Here is a 15,747-nt window from a genome sequence, read left to right as displayed (position 1 = left end):
ATTCTATGGTATAGTAGAATATATGTTCTGATTTAGAGGGGCAGGAGAATAAGATGACAACAATCACACGAATTAGTAAAGATAAAGGTGAATTTTACCTACTTTGGCTATCTTCAGGCGAAAAACTGCGTGTCTCGGAAGATATTTTAGTACGGCAGCGTCTGCTAAAAGGCCAAGAGTTATCAGATACTTTAATAGAAGAAATAAAAAAAGCCAGTTCTTATGATGTCGGGTTACAAATGGCGATGAATTACTTAAGCTATCAATTACGTTCAAAGAAAGAGATTTTTACTTATTTAAAAGAGAAAGAAATTGTACCTGAAGATCGAGTAAAAATCGTTCAACGTTTAGAAGAGCTGCGGTTGTTGGATGATGCAATTTTTAGTGAAAGTTACGTGCGGACAGCTATGCGAACCAGTGATAAGGGACCACGAAATGTGGCACAACAATTAAAGCAAAAAGGCATTAGTGAAGAAGATATTCAGCATGGCTTGACCTTTTATACGTTAGATGAACAGCTTAATGTTGCCACAGCAACTGCAGAAAAGGCCATGAAACGCTATCGAACTAAAAGTTTTAAAGATGCACTACAGAAAACGCGTCTGCATCTGATGCAAAAGGGCTTTACAAATGAAATCATTGATCTAGCTTTGGAATCTTTAGCTTTTGAAAAGGACGAAGAACAAGAACAACAAGCGTTAAACAAGGAAGGCGAACGTTTATGGCGTGCTAATCAGCGATTTGATTTTTCTAAAAAAGTCCAAAAAGTCAAACAAAGCTTATTCCAAAAAGGGTTTGACTATGATTTGGTTCAGCAATTTATTAGCGAAAAGGAAGTAGAACATGACGAATAAAGAGCCTTGGGAGGCGTGGAGTCCCGAAAAAGTTAGTTCATTCCAGGAAGATTTTTTAGCTTGGTATGAACGAGAAAAACGCAATTTACCTTGGCGAGCGAATACAGATGCGTATCGTATTTGGATTTCTGAAATTATGCTACAACAAACTCGCGTAGATACAGTCATTGATTATTTTTATCGATTTATGGAATGGTTTCCGACGATTCAAGATTTAGCGGAAGCGCCAGATGATAAGTTGTTGAAAGCTTGGGAAGGGTTAGGCTACTATTCACGAGCACGTAATTTAAAAGTGGCAGCGCAACAGATTGTTTCAGAATTTGGTGGGAAAATGCCTGACACAATCGAAGATATTCGGAGTTTAAAAGGGATCGGCCCCTATACGGCTGGTGCAATTGGCAGCATTGCTTTTAATCTCCCCGAACCAGCAATTGATGGTAACGTCATGCGGGTAGTGAGCCGTTTATTTGAAATTGATGCAGATATTGCAAAAGCGAGTAATCGTAAAGTATTTGAAGCGGCGATGCTTAAAATCATCGATCGTGAGCGTCCAGGGGATTTTAATCAAGCCTTAATGGATCTAGGCTCAGCCGTCTGCACCCCAACTTCACCTAAGTGTGAAAGCTGTCCGCTTCAGCAATATTGTGCGGCCTATCAGGCAGATAAAATGACCGCTTATCCAGTTAAATCAAAAAAAGTTAAGCCGAAAGATGTGTATTATGTCGGCACTATTATTGAAAATAAAAAGCAAGAATTTTTATTAGAACAACGCCCTGAAACCGGTTTGTTAGCCAATATGTGGCTGTTTCCGATTGAAGAAATTAGCAAAAAACAATTTCAACAATTGCAAAAAATGGCGCAACCAGCAGAAACGGAAAAACAATTAACTTTAGAGTTAGAGCCTGTAACAGAGCCTTTGGTCGCTGAAGAACCTGTCAATGTTTTTGCTGACTATGAAACAGTTGTCTGGCAAAAACGTGCCTTAGGCGAAGTCGTTCATATTTTCAGTCATTTAAAATGGCATATCTTAGTCTTTTATGGCCGAAATACAGGCGAATTAGCCACACTAGAGTCGCAGCGATGGGCGGCAGCACAACAATTTTCAGAGTATGTTTTTCCAAAACCACAGCAAAAAATGGTGGAATTGTTCAAAAAAGAACACAAAAATAAATAACAAAAAAGAGAGGCTTTTAAACAAACAAGCCCCTCTTTTTTGTTTCCTCTAGGTTATACCCCTATATAAATTCTGCTATGTTTAGTTTTGAAGGGGACTGGTAAGATAGACTTGTCTCTTGTCTGCTTAGAGGAGTAGTAATGATGGTGGAGACTTTTCAAGAGAGAGGAAGTACAGCCAATGAGTAGGAAGCGAAAAATCAGCTTAATTAGTTTAGTCATCATTTTGTTTTTTGTCACAGTCGGCTCAGCATACTTTGCTGTAGCGGGTAGCTATTTAAAGAAAACGATTGATAAAGGCTACGTTCCCATAAAAAATGATTATACTGAAGCGCAAAATAAAGATAGTCAATCGTTTTTGGTCATGGGTCTAGACAATACAATTGAACGGAAATTAGGCACAACTAGGACTGATGCTATGATGGTGATTACCGTGAATAACAAGACGAAGAAAATAACCTATTTAAGTTTGCCACGGGATAGTTTTGTTCAAATTGATGCGAAAAATTACCAAGGGATGCAGCGAATTGAAGCCGCCTATACCTACGATGGACCAACAGCTTCTGTTAACACAGTTGAGAAATTATTGAATATTCCAATCAATCATTACGTTGTGTTTAACTTTTTATCTTTTATTAAGTTAATTGATGCAGTTGGCGGCATAGATGTCAATGTCAAGCAGGCGTTTGATGGTGTCACCAAAGACGGGCCAGGATCCATTCATTTTGATGCAGGGAAACAGCATTTAGATGGTACGAAAGCTTTATCTTATGCCCGTGAAAGACATAGCGATAACGATATTATGCGTGGATTCCGACAACAAGAAATTATTCAAGCAGTTGAAGACAAGTTGAAATCTGGTCAATCAATCATGAAAATAATGGACATTATTGATTCGTTAAATGGAAACATTCAAACTGATGTGGATTCCAATGAATTGACTCATTTAGTCAAAGAAGGTTTGACTTGGACCAATTATGATAAACAACAGCTTTCTTTTGACTGGCGCACTTTTAGTAATGAAGGGCGCAGTATGGTTGAACTATATCCAGATAGTATTGAAAATGTCCGTCATCAATTACGCGTGTCTTTAAATTTAGAAAAGCCAGATGAACGAGATCAAGACGGCTATGTCTTCCATACGAACGGTGAATTTTTATATCAAAGTGATTATACCGTTCAAGATGAGGCAGCTGAGGAAAACGAAATGACTTCCATCAACGGCAATACGTATATTGGTGTTCCTGGCAATACACAGACTGGCCCGTTGCCATCAGTTAAAACGGAAAATGGCTTTATAAAATAATTTATTTTCCAAGTCTAGAAAATCCGAACATAACAGATTAAGTAATCCGCTTACTTATTATTCTTCTAAGGAAAAAACGAAGGATTTTAGCAAGAAAACAGCGTATCATTTGATATAAACCCAACATTCCCTTTATAATGAAAGTAACAAGCAAATTTTTGTTACTTAGAAGGGGAAGGGAGCAAGGAGTTATGTTTAGTTATACAGATACCATTTTGTCAATTATGCAAAGAATTGAAGTATACAACGAAATTTTCAAAGCCATCTCTAAAGAAGTTCAAGAATACGGTTGTAATCAGGCTGCACATCGGAGAGGCCGTGATACTTATATGTTTTGCCGAAATAATGTGAATCGTTTTTTTACAGAAGAAATGATGTTTCGTAAAAATTTAGAGCCGTATTATGATAAAGAAGCAACGAAAATCTTGCTAGAAGGATTAGATACGTATAAAGAAGGAGTATTTTTCTGGTTAGAGGCATTAAGTGAATCTTGCCAAGTGACAGATGAATTGAAATATCAATTAGGAATCCGCCAAAAAGAATCCTCTTATTTATTAATTAATCAAGCTTGTAAAGAAGCCTGTGAGGGCATTCAAAGCGCTCATAGTGTTCATAAGATGTAAAAAGTTAGGGATAGCTGTCAATCTGGCAGTTATCCCTAACTTTTTTATTTCAATATCATCTGATAAGCATAACGTTCGCCATCGTTAACATCTAAAATCACGTCACCTTGATAAACAAAGCCAGCTTTTTTAATCAGGTGCTGCATAGCGAGATTTTGTGGATGTGTATCGATTCGAATATCAGTAGCACCTTGCAAACGAGCGGCTGTAATCAGTAAGCGCAAAAGCACCAAGGCCAGTCCTTGACCTTGAAAGGAACTTTTTAGAGCAACACGGTGAATTGCTGTATACGTAGCTTGGGAATGAGGTTGCCAAGAACCATTAAAAATCGCTTCATAAGCAGGATCAATCTCCGAACATAAAACACCAACGCCTGCCAAGGCATTATCAACCATTAAAATATAGCAAGTTTGCTGGTCGATATCTTTTGCTAAAATTTCTTGATTCGGGCCATCGCCGTTTTGCCATTGGAGAATGCCACTTTTTTGTAAGGTGCGGCGTCCATCTTCAATGACAGCAAGGATGTCAGGCAAATCAGAAGGTTCTGCTTTTCTTAAGTAAACAGTCAAAAAATATTCCCTCCTCTTAGAACCCTGTCGTTGTTTTCAATTGGTAAATTTTTGAAGGGCGGCCAATGCCAACGGGACGTTCACCTAACTCTTCAAAATATTGTGTCATGGCTTTTTTAAAATTTGAATGGTCAATGCTGCGATAATCAACGCCGAGGAACTTTGCAAAAACTTTACGGGCTTCCGTAATGGTGAAATCTTTTCCTAAGACTTGAAGCACTTGCGGTTCATGTTCCATCTTATCAACAACACGATTAAACGCCTTAATTATAATTTCACTATGGTCGAAGGCTAATGTATCTTTACCAAGAGAGGCCGCTGTTTTCAAGTCTAAAGTAATTTCCACATCTTCATGAGATAACGTGATGTGTTGACCATGCCGTTCAAGATTGAACCAGTGGACTTCTTTGGCATCGTCGCCAGCAATTAAAGGTTCTTCACCAATAAAGGCTAAATAGCTAACTGTCACGACCCAGCCACGAGGATCTCGATCTGGGCGACTAAAGCTGTGTAATTGTTCAATATTTTCTTGAGAAATCACCACACCAGTTTCCTCTTTTGTTTCTCTTAAAACACTATCTTCAGTAGATTCGTTACGATTAACAAAACCGCCAGGAAGCGCCCATGAGTTTCTAAAGGGGTGACCTTTACGTTGAATCAGTAAGACTTTTAATTGATCGGCTTCCTTGTTGTAACAAAGAAGAACCATATCAACGGTTAAAGAGGGTTTTTCATATTCAGGTAATTCTTGTTGATGATACCAAGTTAAAAACTCTGCTAAGCTAGCTTGGCGTTCATAATAATTTTTTTCTTCGGCTTTAGAAGCAAATTGTGGCACAATTGCTCCTCCTTTCAAAAAGAAACATGGTTTTCTTTTATTGTATCATTAAGTGGCTGAAATACAATATTCAAGCGTAAAAAGAAAAGCAAGCCTGGGACAAAAATCCAAAGTGATTTTTGTCCCAGGCTTGTACTATAAGAAGTTTGTTCTAAACGTTGTTTATTGTGTTAATTCTAATAATTTATTTTTCAAATCTTCTTCCATATGGCCAAGCTCGATTTCGGCAGCTTGGCGTTTTTCTTTTCCTTCTTGTTGAATACGTAATGTTTCTTGGATAGTTTCAATTAAATCATTTTGTGTTTTTTGTAATGTTTCAATATCGACTAGGCCACGTTCGTTTTCTTTTGCTGTTTCAATTGCAGAAATTTTTAGCATTTCTGAATTTTTCTTCAGTAAGTCATTGGTGGTTTCAGAGACTTGACGTTGAGCAGTCACAGCATCTTTTTGACGGAGTAAGGTCAAGGCGATGACTACTTGGTTTTTCCATAACGGAATCGCTGTATTCACCGATGATTGAATTTTCTCAGCCAAAGCTTGGTTAGTATTTTGGATTAAACGAATTTGTGGGGCTTGTTGAATCGTAATTTGACGAGCCAAGCGTAAATCATGGGTTCTTTTTTCTAAACGGTCTAGGAATTGGTTATAATCATTAACAATTTGGACATCCATTTGATCCCCAGATTCTTCCGCTTTTTTCATGGCTTCAGGAATAATTTGCGTCCGTAGTTCTTCTGCTTTTAATTCCCCAGCGGCAATATAGATGTTTAAGGCATCAAAATAATCTTTATTTTTTTGATACAATTGATCTAACATGGCATTATCTTTTAAAAGACCATCTTTTTCATGGGTTAATTTGACAGCAATTTTGTCAATTTGCGCACCAATTTTTTGATATTTGGCGGTAATTTCGTAAACGGATTGTTTGACTTTACCTAACATTTTTTGAATAAAGTTGCCTTCGCCAGCACGTAATTCATTGGGATTGGCTTCATTTAAACGAAACATTAAATCGGTCAGTGAATCACCAACAGGACCAATGTCTTGTGCTTGAACGTGGTTTAACATCGCTTGCGAAAATTCGCCAAGTTTGATTTGGGCATTTGAACCATAGGTAATTACTGCTTGTGAATCTTGAACGTCAATTTTTGAAGCTAACTCTTTTGCTTGGGCTTGACGTTCTTGTGGTAATTTATCAATTAAACGAGGAGCTGCTTGCTGTTCTTTTAACTCAGATAGTTCATTTTGTTGCGTTGGTGTTAGTTCATCCATTGATGAAAATGGATTACTTAATAAATCGTCCAATGTATTGGTTACAGATGTTGTTTCTTTGGGTTGTTGCTCAGTCATTTTTTTTCCTCCCTAATGATTATTGCTGGTCTTCGTTTACTTGAGGTGATTCCTCAGTTGCAGCTTTTTGCGACAAGCTGCTTTTAGCGATCGACATTTCGACATCTAAATCGTCTAAGTCATCGGAAACGATTTCCTCATAATCATTTTTAACTAATTTTGACAATTGGTCAATGATTTGTGCGCTTTCTTCTAATTTTTCATACGTTTGTTTGTTTTTTACTTCATGTTGTTCGATTTCTAAATGTTTACTTGTTAAGTCAACGATATTTGGTAAATGTGTGTAGAGAAAGTGATTGGCTAAGTGTAACTTTTTAGGTTCTTTCACTAACTCTTTAAACAGAGCTTTAGAAACCTTCGTTGTATCATTACGTAAGTCAATCGCCCGTAATTTAGTTGAACGATTCATGTTTTCTTGTAATTGTATGATTTGTTTTTTGGCTGTGCTCATTGTACTTCTGAAAAAATCAATTTCTTGTGGAGATAACCCCAACTCACGATAATGGGCTTCTTTATCTTTCGTTAAGTAAGGCATTTGATCGCTCTTGTCGGCGGCATTTTTCTTTTTTCGATAGAGAACGAATACTAAAAAGCCTACCAGAATCACAAAAGCGAAGAAGCCATATTCTCTAGCGACAGCAATGATTAAGGCTCCTAAAAGAATATAGCCAATCAGTAATTTTGTATTTAATTTGTTCATTTATATAGTTCCTCCTATCTATCTAATCCTCGAAAGAGTCAGCTCTCGTTACAATAGTTATTTTAGCATACTCTGTGAGAGAAAAGACATACAGCGGAAGATGTATTTTATGATTTAGTGAAATCCTAAGAAAAAAGTATAAAACGCAAAAAAAGACCCGTCCTAATTGGGGGTAGGACGGGAAAGGAGTTAAAAATGAAAAAGTGTTTTGTTAGGGTTGTTTGTTGGTATGCTTAAATAATACAAGGAAGTTGTGAATTTTTTATGTCTATTTTTTTTCGAAAATGTAATTTTTTTCTAAAGCAATAAATTTTTTTCTTTGAAAAGGGTTTAACTAGAGAAGAAGGGGTGCGATTTTTATCATTTTAGGGTATGATAAACAAGAAAGGTTGGTGAAAGATATGTTAAATTATGAGGACTTCGAAGAAAAAACACTTCAACGTCGAGAAATTTTTAAAGGAAAGATTATTGATGTTTTTTTGGATGACGTGGCTTTACCGACAGGCGGCACAGCTAAACGTGAATTGGTTTTTCATTCAGGCGCAGTAGCTATGATTCCGTTAACCGCAGAAGGAAAAATCGTCTTAGTTAAACAATTTAGAAAACCCTTGGAACAAGTGATTTTAGAGATTCCGGCGGGAAAAATTGATCCTGGAGAAGAAAATCAATTGGAAATGACGGCTATGCGGGAATTAGAAGAAGAAACTGGGTATCGTGCAGGTCAGCTCACCTACATAAATTCAATGTATCTGTCACCAGGATTTGCTAACGAAAAATTGGCTCTCTATTTGGCAACGGATTTGCAGAAAGTCGAAAATCCGCGTCCTCAAGATGAAGATGAAATCTTGGAACTTTACGAGCTAACAATAGCTGAAGCCAAAGCAGAAGTGGCAAAGGGCACGATTTGTGATGCCAAAACACTTTTTGCTATACAATACTGGGAATTGTATTTACTGCAGAGACAGTTTAAGGAGGACACGCAATGAGCAAAGGTCCGTTAGTCACTCGGACAGAACTTCGCAAACGCAGAGAAGCAGAAGAAAAAGAAGCAGAACGTCGTCAGCAGGAAGAACAGAAGCTGGCGGAAAAAGCGTATAAGCGAAAAGAAAAAGAAATTTCGACGTTTTATCGTAAAGAAAAGAAAAAACAAAAACCAATCAACAAGTCACGAGTAGGAGAATACTCGAAGCGTCGAGAACGGAGTACTTGGTTAAACAAGGCAATTATTATTGTAGCGATTTTATTAGCCGTTGTGGCGTATATCGTTTTGAATTTATAGAAAAGAGGAATCACTATGAAAATTGGAATTATTGGAGCAATGGATCAAGAGGTCAAAATTCTAAAAGAAAAATTGACAGACACGATGTCATGGGAACGAGCAGGCGCTTTATTTGTTTCTGGTTCGTTAGGAAGACATGAGGTGATTGTGGTTCGTTCAGGAATTGGTAAAGTGGCCTCAGCTGTGACGACGACTTTATTGATTCATCAATATGGCGTAAATATGGTGATTAATACAGGTTCTGCTGGTGGTATCGGTGAAGGACTAAAAGTCGGCGATTTAGTCATTGCAGACAAATTAGCTTACTTTGATGTTGATGTCACTGGTTTTGGTTATGCCTATGGACAATTGCCTGGTGGTGTGCCTTTGTATTTTGAAACAAGTGAATACTTGCGGATGGAAATTGCGAAAGCTGCTGAAAAAACTGGTTTAGCTATTCGTAAAGGATTGATTGTTACTGGAGATACTTTTGTGGATAGCGCTGAGAAAATCGCCAAAATTAAGAAAGAGTTTCCTGAAGCCTTAGCTTGTGAAATGGAAGGCGCAGCAATTGGCCAAGCGGCTTCACAGTTCAATATTCCATTCTTAGTTGTACGGGCAATGAGTGATACAGCAGATGGCGAAGCAACTCAAAGCTTTGACGAATTCATCGATGAAGCTGGGAAAAAATCAGCCGAAATGGTTATTCATTTTGTCGAAAACTTAGTTTAAAAAGAGAAAGAAACAGCCATCATTTCATCAATGAAATGATGGCTGTTTCTTTCTGAGTTATTGTCATTTAATGGAAGGTTTTTAAATACTGTTCTTTTTGTTTACGCGTTAATTTTTTAAAGGCGGCTTCGGCTTTGGTGGCCGCGCTACGTGTTTCAAATTTCTCTGTATGAATCATTTTGACTGGCCGTCGTTTGGCTAATCGAGTATATTTTGCACCAGTTCCGCTATTATGTTCGGTTAATCGACGTTCTGGCTCAGTTGTATAGCCACCGTAAAAGGAACCATCTTGGCAAAGTAAAACATAAAAATAATGGGATTTCTTATTCTCCATAAAGCATAGCCTTCATTTCTGCTTCGTATTCGTTCTTTTCATTGTATGTAAAAAGAGGTGGTAACACACGAAAACCGTCTTTTTTGCCTTGTTTAATGCCTTCAATTAGTAAAACATTAGCTTCTTTGCCTGGCTTCGGATAAACAAACCGAGCTTTTTTCGGCGCAATATTGGCGTTTTCCATGGCATGTAAAATATCCAGGAAACGATCAGGACGATGAACCATTGCGAGGCGACCATTTGTTTTTAATAAATCCGCCGACACAGTGACCACTTCTTGAAGAGACGTGTGAATTTCATGACGGGCAATCGCTAAGTGCGGGTTTGGATTTTTTTGGCTAGTTGGTCGTTCTTTAAAGTATGGGGGGTTACATAGTACTAAATCGACAGAATCTTTTTTGATGACCTCTGTCGCTTGTTTTAAATCACGTTCATACATCGTTACTTGTTTTTCCAATTTATTTAATAGAATACTTCGTTGACCCATATCTGCCAAACGAGGTTGTAATTCGATTTGGTCGATCTTTGCAGCTGTTTTCCGACTAACGAAGAGGCCGACCGCGCCATTGCCAGCACACAAATCGACAATCTTGCCTTTTTTTGGTAGTTGCGGAAAATTAGCCAATAAGACTGCATCAATGGAAAAAGAAAAGACTTCTTTGCTTTGAATAATTTGAATATCATCCGCATATAATTGATCAATCCGTTCGCCGGATAATAACATAGATTAAGAACCTCCAACTTTTCATCTGATTGTTCATGTATTATACTACTTTTAAACCCGTATGACAAAATCTGTTCCCTAGATTAGTGGGGGCATGTTATTTCTCTGATTGATAGAAGTAAAAAAAGCTTGTCAAAAGGTAGAGCTTTCGGCATACTAGAAAGCGGAGAGAAGAAAGGAAGAAAATTATGTTTTTTACATTTATGCGTGGCGTGGTTCGCGTCATTTTATTTGTGATTAATGGAAATGCACATTATGAAAATAAAGAAAAATTACCAAAAGACCAAAACTATGTCTTAGTTGCGCCGCATCGAACATGGTGGGAACCGCTGTATTTAGCTGTTGCTGGCAGTCCTAAGAAGTTTAGCTTTATGGCAAAAAAAGAGTTGTTTAAAAATCCTGTTTTACGTTTCATTTTAAAACATGCGAATGCGTTTCCGGTGGATCGTGAGAAGCCCGGTCCCAGCGCGATTAAAACACCTGTCAAAATTTTAAAAAATTCTGATTTAAGTTTGATTATGTTCCCTAGTGGCACGCGTCATTCCTCAGAATTAAAAGGTGGGGTAGCCTTGATTGCTAAAATGGGTCGAGTACCTATCGTGCCATCTGTTTATCAAGGTCCGTTAACTTTAAAAGAGTTGTTTAAACGTAAAAAAGTAACGGTTCGTTTTGGGGACCCAATCGATATTAGCGATATTAAAAAAATGGATAAAGACGGTTTAGCTGAAGTGGAACGTCGGATGCAAGAAGCATTTGATCAGTTAGATAAAGAAATTGATCCAACTTTTAAGTATGATTCAACAGAAAAAGAATAAAACAAACCGCTATAGAATAGGTATGTTACTGGCAGGTAGTCTCATCAAAAGATGATGCTTCCTGTCTTTTTTCTTGCGTTAAGAAAAAAGTTTGTTAAAAATCTAATTCTTCTGTCCGATTTTCTTAAAAAATACCAGAAATTTGTTATAATAATAAGAAGGACTTTTTTAGGCGGTGAAAAAATGAAATTTTTACATACAGCAGATTGGCATATTGGCAAAAAATTACATGGTTTTGATTTGTTGGCAGAACAAAGAGAAGCCTTTAAACAAATCTTAGCAATTGCGAAAGAAGAGCAAGTGGATGCTGTTGTGATCGCTGGAGATTTGTATGATCGCTCTGTTCCAGCGGTTGAAGCAGTCGAGGTTTTTAATGAAATGATGATTCAAATGAATCTCAAAGAGCATTTCCCCGTGTTAGCTATTTCGGGAAACCATGATAGCAGTACTCGTTTAGAAACAGGAGGCCCTTGGTTTAACCAAACGCAATTTCATTTGAATACGCGTTTAGAACAAGCCTTTCAACCAATTGAAATCGACAATACCCAATTTTATTTGTTGCCTTATTTTGAACCGATTGCGGCTCGCTTATATTTTGAAGATGAAACGATTCGAACGATTCAGGCGGCGATGGAAAAAGTTGTCGCGAAAATGCAGGAATCTTTTCTCCCCAACAAAAAACAAGTGTTAGTTAGTCATTTTTTTGTCGCTGGCAGTGAAAAAACTGATTCTGAAACAAAATTAACAGTGGGTGGTTTGGATGTTGTTCCAACGGCTTTGTTAGAGCCTTTTGATTATGTCGCGTTGGGCCACTTACATGGAAAAAATGCGTTGCAGGCACCTAATGCTCGATACAGTGGTTCGCCTGTAAAATTTTCTTTATCAGAAATGACACAAGAAAAGGGTGTTTGGCTTGTTGAAACAGAAACTGAAGTTCATTTTCAATTCCGTGCTTTGAAACCATTACGAGACATTCAACAATTGACGGGCTCGTTTCAGCAGTTAACGGATCCCGCTTTTTATCAAGAAGTGAATCGGGAAAATTATTTACATGTCCAATTAACCGACCGAGCGATCATTCCCAACATGATGAATCAATTGCGAAAAATTTACCCCAAAATTATTGGGTTGGAACGTTTGAATGGTCGAGAAACAAGCAACGGAAATCAGAAAAAAGTGGTACAAATAGAACAACGTTCACCAGAAGAACATCTGCATGACTTTTTTAACGATGTGACAGGAGAGGCCTTGACAGAACAACAAGCACAATGGGTCCAAGAAGAACTGAGTACACTTAATCAATTAGAAAGAGGGAAGTAACAGGATGAAACCATTATCTTTAACATTGAAAAACTTCGGACCGTATATTAATGAAACCATTGATTTTACGAAGTTTGAAGATTCTTCACTTTTTCTAATTAGTGGAAAAACAGGGTCTGGGAAAACAACGATTTTTGATGGAATGAGCTATGCTTTGTTTGGTGAAAGTTCTGGAAAATTACGTTTAGGCAAAGAAATGCGTTCCACATTTGCTGACCCCTCAGAAGCCACTGAAGTTACTTTGCTTTTTAAACATAACGAGTATCTCTATGAACTGAACCGCCTTCCCGAACAAGAACTTTTTAAAAAACGTGGCACAGGAGTCCGTAAACAAAGTGCCAAAATTTCTTTAATTGTCAAAGATGCTCAAGGGAAAGAACTACGAGCCTATTCTAAAAGACGTGAAGTGGACGAACTCATTCAAGAATTATTGCATTTAAACGCCAATCAATTTGCTCAAATTGTATTGTTACCACAAGGAGAGTTTCGGACTTTTTTAATTGCTAAAAGTGATGAAAAAGAAAAGGTTTTGCGTAATTTATTCGGAACAGAATTGTATCAGTTGTTCAGCGAAAATTTAAAAGAACGCTTAAAAATTGCCAATCAAGAGATTCAAGAAACCCAGCAAAAAATTGAACTGAAAACAGAACAGTTGCATTGGTCAGAAGAACCTGAACCGACAATGACACTTTTTGAAAAACTTCAATTATTAGAAAGCCAACAACAAGAGGCTCAGCAACAACTATTAGTTGAAAGAGAACAAATTGCAACCTTAAAACAAGCCAAACAAGCAAAAGAGCAAGTTCGTTATGCTATTGAAGAACGGCAAAACTTGCAACAGCAAAAAGAAGAATTACTGGAAAAGAAAGCAAAACAAGCTGAACAGGAAACCGTCATTGAGCGGCTAAAGAAACAGATTCAGCAATTAAAATGGAGCCAAAAACAGCAATCTTTAGCTGAAAAAGTCTTTGAAAAACGAAGCGAAAAACAACAAAAAGAGCAAGAAACAAAGTCCAAACAACAAGCTCTCATGGAAACGCAACAAGCATTGACGGATTGGCAAGCAATCCTGAGTGAGTTGGAAGAACAACAACCATTGATTGCTGAAAAACAAGAACGTCTTCAAACGATTCAACGTCAATTACCACAATACCAAGAATATGAACAGTTAGCCCAACGACAAATAGCAGAACAAGCCAATTATCAAGCCGTTCAAGAAGAGTATGAATCTTGCCAACAGGAAAAAATAACATTAGAGGATAAAGTGGCGACAACCAAACAATTTATTGAACAAGAAGGAACACTTGAAAAAGCAAAATTTGAATGTTCTAGTGTAGCAGATCATTGGCAAAATTTTGTAGAACGTTGGCAAAAAAATCAAAAAGCTTGGCAAAAAATTAGTCAAAACCAAGCGGAATTGCACGAGTTGACACAACGGTTTGCAGTTGAACAGCAACAAAAAAGCGCCGAAGAAACGAAGTTGCAGACAAAGAAAAGTCAATGGGCCTCTTTACAAATCCAACGATTAAGCTTGTTACTTGAAGAGGGGGCGCCTTGCCCAGTTTGTGGCTCTTTAGAACATCCAAAGCAACAAACTCATCAAGAAGTTTCCCTAGAAGAGATTGATCAAGCGGAACGGGAATTAACGGAAGTTGAAAAAACGGTTCAACGATTTACTGAAACGCTCTCTGCATTAGGGGCGGAAAAGCAACAGAAAGAAAGCCAATTACAAGAACAGGAAGCTGCGTATACTGAGGAACAAGAACAATTAGCAGCCCAGTTTGCTGACTTGCAGTTGCCGTTAACAGGACTAACTTTTTCACAAGTAACACCTGCAGAAATTGCGGAAGTTGAGTCGCAATTAGCTAAAGAAAAACAACAAATAGCACAAAAACTAACGGAAATTTCAGTCGAAAAGGACCATCTAGCGGAACTAGAAGAACAAGTAGCTGAAAATTCCCAACGCTTTGAAGTGCTCCGACAACAAGTAGAAACAATGCAACAAAGTCTGGAAAGAATCACTATCCAGCAGCAAATGATTGCTAGCCAATTATTGGATGCAACCGTCACATACGAAGAAATGACCAAACAACAAACTTTGCTTCAAGAAGAACTCTCTGCATTTGAACGTCAAAAAGAAACCGTGACGACACAAGGAGAAACCTTGAAGAAAGAAGAAATGATCCTTGAAAGTACCTTGACGCATTTGGAGAAAGAACAACAAACACTTCAACAAACAGTCGCGCAACTTGAGAGTCAGTTAAACGCAATTTTAACGGAACAAGGAGTGACAGAGGACCAATTGACGGAGTGGTTGAAAGAGGTACCGACACTAGAAAGTCAGCAAGAACAAATTTCTTTATTTGAACAAGAGCAAACCCAACTGACTATCCAACTCGCTGAAATTGAGAAAAAATTATCTAGTGATACGTTCCCAGAATTATCTTTAATCACCACAGAAATTGAACAAATAACACAACAAATTGAAGAACAAGAAAAAAAATACTATCAACTGCATGAAAAAATGCTGAACAACCAACAGTTGGTTCAAGAAATTAATGCGCAAAGAACAACAATTGAAGACAAGTTTGAGGAAGTTGCTGCACTACAACAGTTGGCAGATACGGTGAATGGCAATAATTCTAAAAAAATTAGTTTTGAACGGTATATGTTACAAACGTATTTAGAAAGAGTGCTGACAGTCGCTAATCAGCGTTTAGACCGCCTGACCAATAGTCGTTATCAATTTGAATTGAATCACGAAGCAGGCAGTTATCGGAATCAAACGGGGCTAGAAATCAATATTTATGATGACAATTCAGGGACGGTGCGCAGCGCTCACACGTTATCAGGCGGGGAAAGTTTTATAGCAGCGTTAGCTTTGGCACTTTCTTTAGCAGAAGTGATTCAAGAACAAGCAGGCGGAGTCTTAATTGATGCGTTGTTTATTGATGAAGGCTTTGGTTCCTTAGATGAAGAAGCATTGGAAATGGCAATGGAGGCGTTAGAAACGATTGAAAATGAAGGCCGCATGATTGGGATTATTAGTCATATTGGCGAATTAAAAGCACGAATTCCACAACAATTACAAATAAAAAGCAATGGGAATGGTCAAAGTACCGTTCACTATCAGCTAGCTTAGTAGAAGAGG

At 37.7% G+C, this 15,747-nt stretch carries 16 protein-coding genes; 10 read left to right on the top strand and 6 right to left on the bottom strand.

From position 1 onward, the window contains the following. Positions 1-53: 53 nt before the first annotated feature. The 4 genes from recX to IGM13_RS11000 all read left to right on the top strand — a co-directional run bounded on the left by recX (position 54) and on the right by IGM13_RS11000 (position 3,956). Positions 54-854, top strand: a complete 801-nt coding sequence (recX, locus tag IGM13_RS11015) for a recombination regulator RecX (RefSeq protein ID WP_002367194.1) — start codon at positions 54-56, stop codon at positions 852-854. Further along, positions 844-2,028, top strand: coding sequence for an A/G-specific adenine glycosylase (gene mutY / locus IGM13_RS11010; protein WP_002419455.1), 1,185 nt, complete (start codon positions 844-846; stop codon positions 2,026-2,028). The genes recX and mutY overlap by 11 nt, the downstream gene beginning before the upstream one ends. 180 nt (positions 2,029-2,208) lie before the next feature. Continuing rightward, positions 2,209-3,333 carry an LCP family protein gene (locus tag IGM13_RS11005; RefSeq protein WP_002368824.1) on the top strand — a complete coding sequence of 375 codons (1,125 nt, stop codon included), beginning with the start codon at positions 2,209-2,211 and terminating at the stop codon, positions 3,331-3,333. A gap of 137 nt (positions 3,334-3,470) precedes the next feature. Further along, on the top strand, positions 3,471-3,956 hold the full coding sequence (locus tag IGM13_RS11000; protein ID WP_002356444.1) for a hypothetical protein: 486 nt from the start codon (positions 3,471-3,473) through the stop codon (positions 3,954-3,956). 44 nt (positions 3,957-4,000) lie between these two features. On the opposite strand, the gene IGM13_RS10995 is transcribed toward IGM13_RS11000, so the two are convergent. The 4 genes from IGM13_RS10995 to IGM13_RS10980 form a co-directional block, all read right to left on the bottom strand. Continuing rightward, positions 4,001-4,525 (bottom strand): GNAT family N-acetyltransferase, encoded by a 525-nt coding sequence (locus IGM13_RS10995; protein WP_002419457.1) that lies wholly within the window; start codon positions 4,523-4,525, stop codon positions 4,001-4,003. Positions 4,526-4,541: 16 nt separating this feature from the next. Next, positions 4,542-5,381 carry an NUDIX domain-containing protein gene (locus IGM13_RS10990; RefSeq protein WP_002384084.1) on the bottom strand — a complete coding sequence of 280 codons (840 nt, stop codon included), beginning with the start codon at positions 5,379-5,381 and terminating at the stop codon, positions 4,542-4,544. A 144-nt stretch (positions 5,382-5,525) separates the two neighbouring features. Beyond that, positions 5,526-6,713, bottom strand: coding sequence for a toxic anion resistance protein (locus IGM13_RS10985; protein WP_002356447.1), 1,188 nt, complete (start codon positions 6,711-6,713; stop codon positions 5,526-5,528). 19 nt (positions 6,714-6,732) lie between these two features. Then, complete coding sequence (locus tag IGM13_RS10980; protein ID WP_002356448.1) at positions 6,733-7,413, bottom strand: 5-bromo-4-chloroindolyl phosphate hydrolysis family protein; 681 nt, start codon at positions 7,411-7,413, stop codon at positions 6,733-6,735. Between the two features lie 401 nt (positions 7,414-7,814). Here IGM13_RS10980 and IGM13_RS10975 point away from each other — a divergent pair, with 401 nt between their 5' ends. From IGM13_RS10975 to IGM13_RS10965, 3 genes are read left to right on the top strand one after another with little or no spacing between them, the layout of a single operon-like run. Continuing rightward, a complete protein-coding gene (locus tag IGM13_RS10975; RefSeq protein WP_002367189.1) occupies positions 7,815-8,399 on the top strand; it encodes an NUDIX domain-containing protein in 585 nt (194 codons plus the stop codon). Continuing rightward, positions 8,396-8,692, top strand: coding sequence for a cell wall synthase accessory phosphoprotein MacP (macP, locus tag IGM13_RS10970; RefSeq protein ID WP_002356451.1), 297 nt, complete (start codon positions 8,396-8,398; stop codon positions 8,690-8,692). The genes IGM13_RS10975 and macP overlap by 4 nt, the downstream gene beginning before the upstream one ends. Positions 8,693-8,707: 15 nt before the next feature. Beyond that, positions 8,708-9,403 (top strand): 5'-methylthioadenosine/adenosylhomocysteine nucleosidase, encoded by a 696-nt coding sequence (locus IGM13_RS10965; protein ID WP_002356454.1) that lies wholly within the window; start codon positions 8,708-8,710, stop codon positions 9,401-9,403. Positions 9,404-9,470: 67 nt separating this feature from the next. On the opposite strand, the gene IGM13_RS10960 is transcribed toward IGM13_RS10965, so the two are convergent. Both IGM13_RS10960 and IGM13_RS10955 read right to left on the bottom strand, forming a co-directional pair. After that, positions 9,471-9,737: a GIY-YIG nuclease family protein gene (locus IGM13_RS10960; RefSeq protein WP_002356455.1), complete on the bottom strand. Its 267-nt coding sequence runs from the start codon at positions 9,735-9,737 to the stop codon at positions 9,471-9,473. Beyond that, complete coding sequence (locus IGM13_RS10955; RefSeq protein WP_002356457.1) at positions 9,727-10,461, bottom strand: tRNA1(Val) (adenine(37)-N6)-methyltransferase; 735 nt, start codon at positions 10,459-10,461, stop codon at positions 9,727-9,729. Before IGM13_RS10955 ends, IGM13_RS10960 begins: the two co-directional genes overlap by 11 nt. Positions 10,462-10,649: 188 nt before the next feature. On the opposite strand from IGM13_RS10955, the gene IGM13_RS10950 reads away from it, so the two are divergent. The 3 genes from IGM13_RS10950 to IGM13_RS10940 are packed head-to-tail and all read left to right on the top strand — an operon-like array spanning position 10,650 to position 15,738. Then, a complete protein-coding gene (locus IGM13_RS10950) occupies positions 10,650-11,276 on the top strand; it encodes a lysophospholipid acyltransferase family protein (RefSeq protein WP_002367188.1) in 627 nt (208 codons plus the stop codon). 51 nt (positions 11,277-11,327) lie between these two features. Continuing rightward, positions 11,328-12,596 (top strand): exonuclease SbcCD subunit D, encoded by a 1,269-nt coding sequence (locus IGM13_RS10945; RefSeq protein ID WP_002382530.1) that lies wholly within the window; start codon positions 11,328-11,330, stop codon positions 12,594-12,596. A 4-nt stretch (positions 12,597-12,600) separates the two neighbouring features. Beyond that, the gene (locus tag IGM13_RS10940) at positions 12,601-15,738 is read left to right on the top strand and encodes an SbcC/MukB-like Walker B domain-containing protein (protein ID WP_002419458.1); all 3,138 of its coding nucleotides are present in this window, start codon (positions 12,601-12,603) and stop codon (positions 15,736-15,738) included. Positions 15,739-15,747: the final 9 nt, after the last annotated feature.

The sequence above is a fragment of the Enterococcus sp. DIV0561 genome (assembly GCF_050539875.1).
Classification (GTDB): Bacteria; Bacillota; Bacilli; order Lactobacillales; family Enterococcaceae; genus Enterococcus; species Enterococcus faecalis.
Note: the sequence above shows the minus strand (reverse complement) of the source record. Positions and strands in the feature narration are given on the sequence as shown.

Bases quoted from the DNA above. Each gene is read 5' to 3' on its own strand.
- IGM13_RS10960 (WP_002356455.1), bottom strand. From the start codon at position 9,737: ATGGAGAATAAGAAATCCCATTATTTTTATGTTTTACTTTGCCAAGAT.
- IGM13_RS10945 (WP_002382530.1), top strand. From the start codon at position 11,328: ATGATGCTTCCTGTCTTTTTTCTTGCGTTAAGAAAAAAGTTTGTTAAA.
- IGM13_RS10975 (WP_002367189.1), top strand. From the start codon at position 7,815: ATGTTAAATTATGAGGACTTCGAAGAAAAAACACTTCAACGTCGAGAA.
- IGM13_RS10985 (WP_002356447.1), bottom strand. From the start codon at position 6,713: ATGACTGAGCAACAACCCAAAGAAACAACATCTGTAACCAATACATTG.
- IGM13_RS11005 (WP_002368824.1), top strand. From the start codon at position 2,209: ATGAGTAGGAAGCGAAAAATCAGCTTAATTAGTTTAGTCATCATTTTG.
- mutY (WP_002419455.1), top strand. From the start codon at position 844: ATGACGAATAAAGAGCCTTGGGAGGCGTGGAGTCCCGAAAAAGTTAGT.
- IGM13_RS10965 (WP_002356454.1), top strand. From the start codon at position 8,708: ATGAAAATTGGAATTATTGGAGCAATGGATCAAGAGGTCAAAATTCTA.
- IGM13_RS11000 (WP_002356444.1), top strand. From the start codon at position 3,471: ATGAAAGTAACAAGCAAATTTTTGTTACTTAGAAGGGGAAGGGAGCAA.
- IGM13_RS10940 (WP_002419458.1), top strand. From the start codon at position 12,601: ATGAAACCATTATCTTTAACATTGAAAAACTTCGGACCGTATATTAAT.
- macP (WP_002356451.1), top strand. From the start codon at position 8,396: ATGAGCAAAGGTCCGTTAGTCACTCGGACAGAACTTCGCAAACGCAGA.
- recX (WP_002367194.1), top strand. From the start codon at position 54: ATGACAACAATCACACGAATTAGTAAAGATAAAGGTGAATTTTACCTA.
- IGM13_RS10950 (WP_002367188.1), top strand. From the start codon at position 10,650: ATGTTTTTTACATTTATGCGTGGCGTGGTTCGCGTCATTTTATTTGTG.
- IGM13_RS10955 (WP_002356457.1), bottom strand. From the start codon at position 10,461: ATGTTATTATCCGGCGAACGGATTGATCAATTATATGCGGATGATATT.
- IGM13_RS10980 (WP_002356448.1), bottom strand. From the start codon at position 7,413: ATGAACAAATTAAATACAAAATTACTGATTGGCTATATTCTTTTAGGA.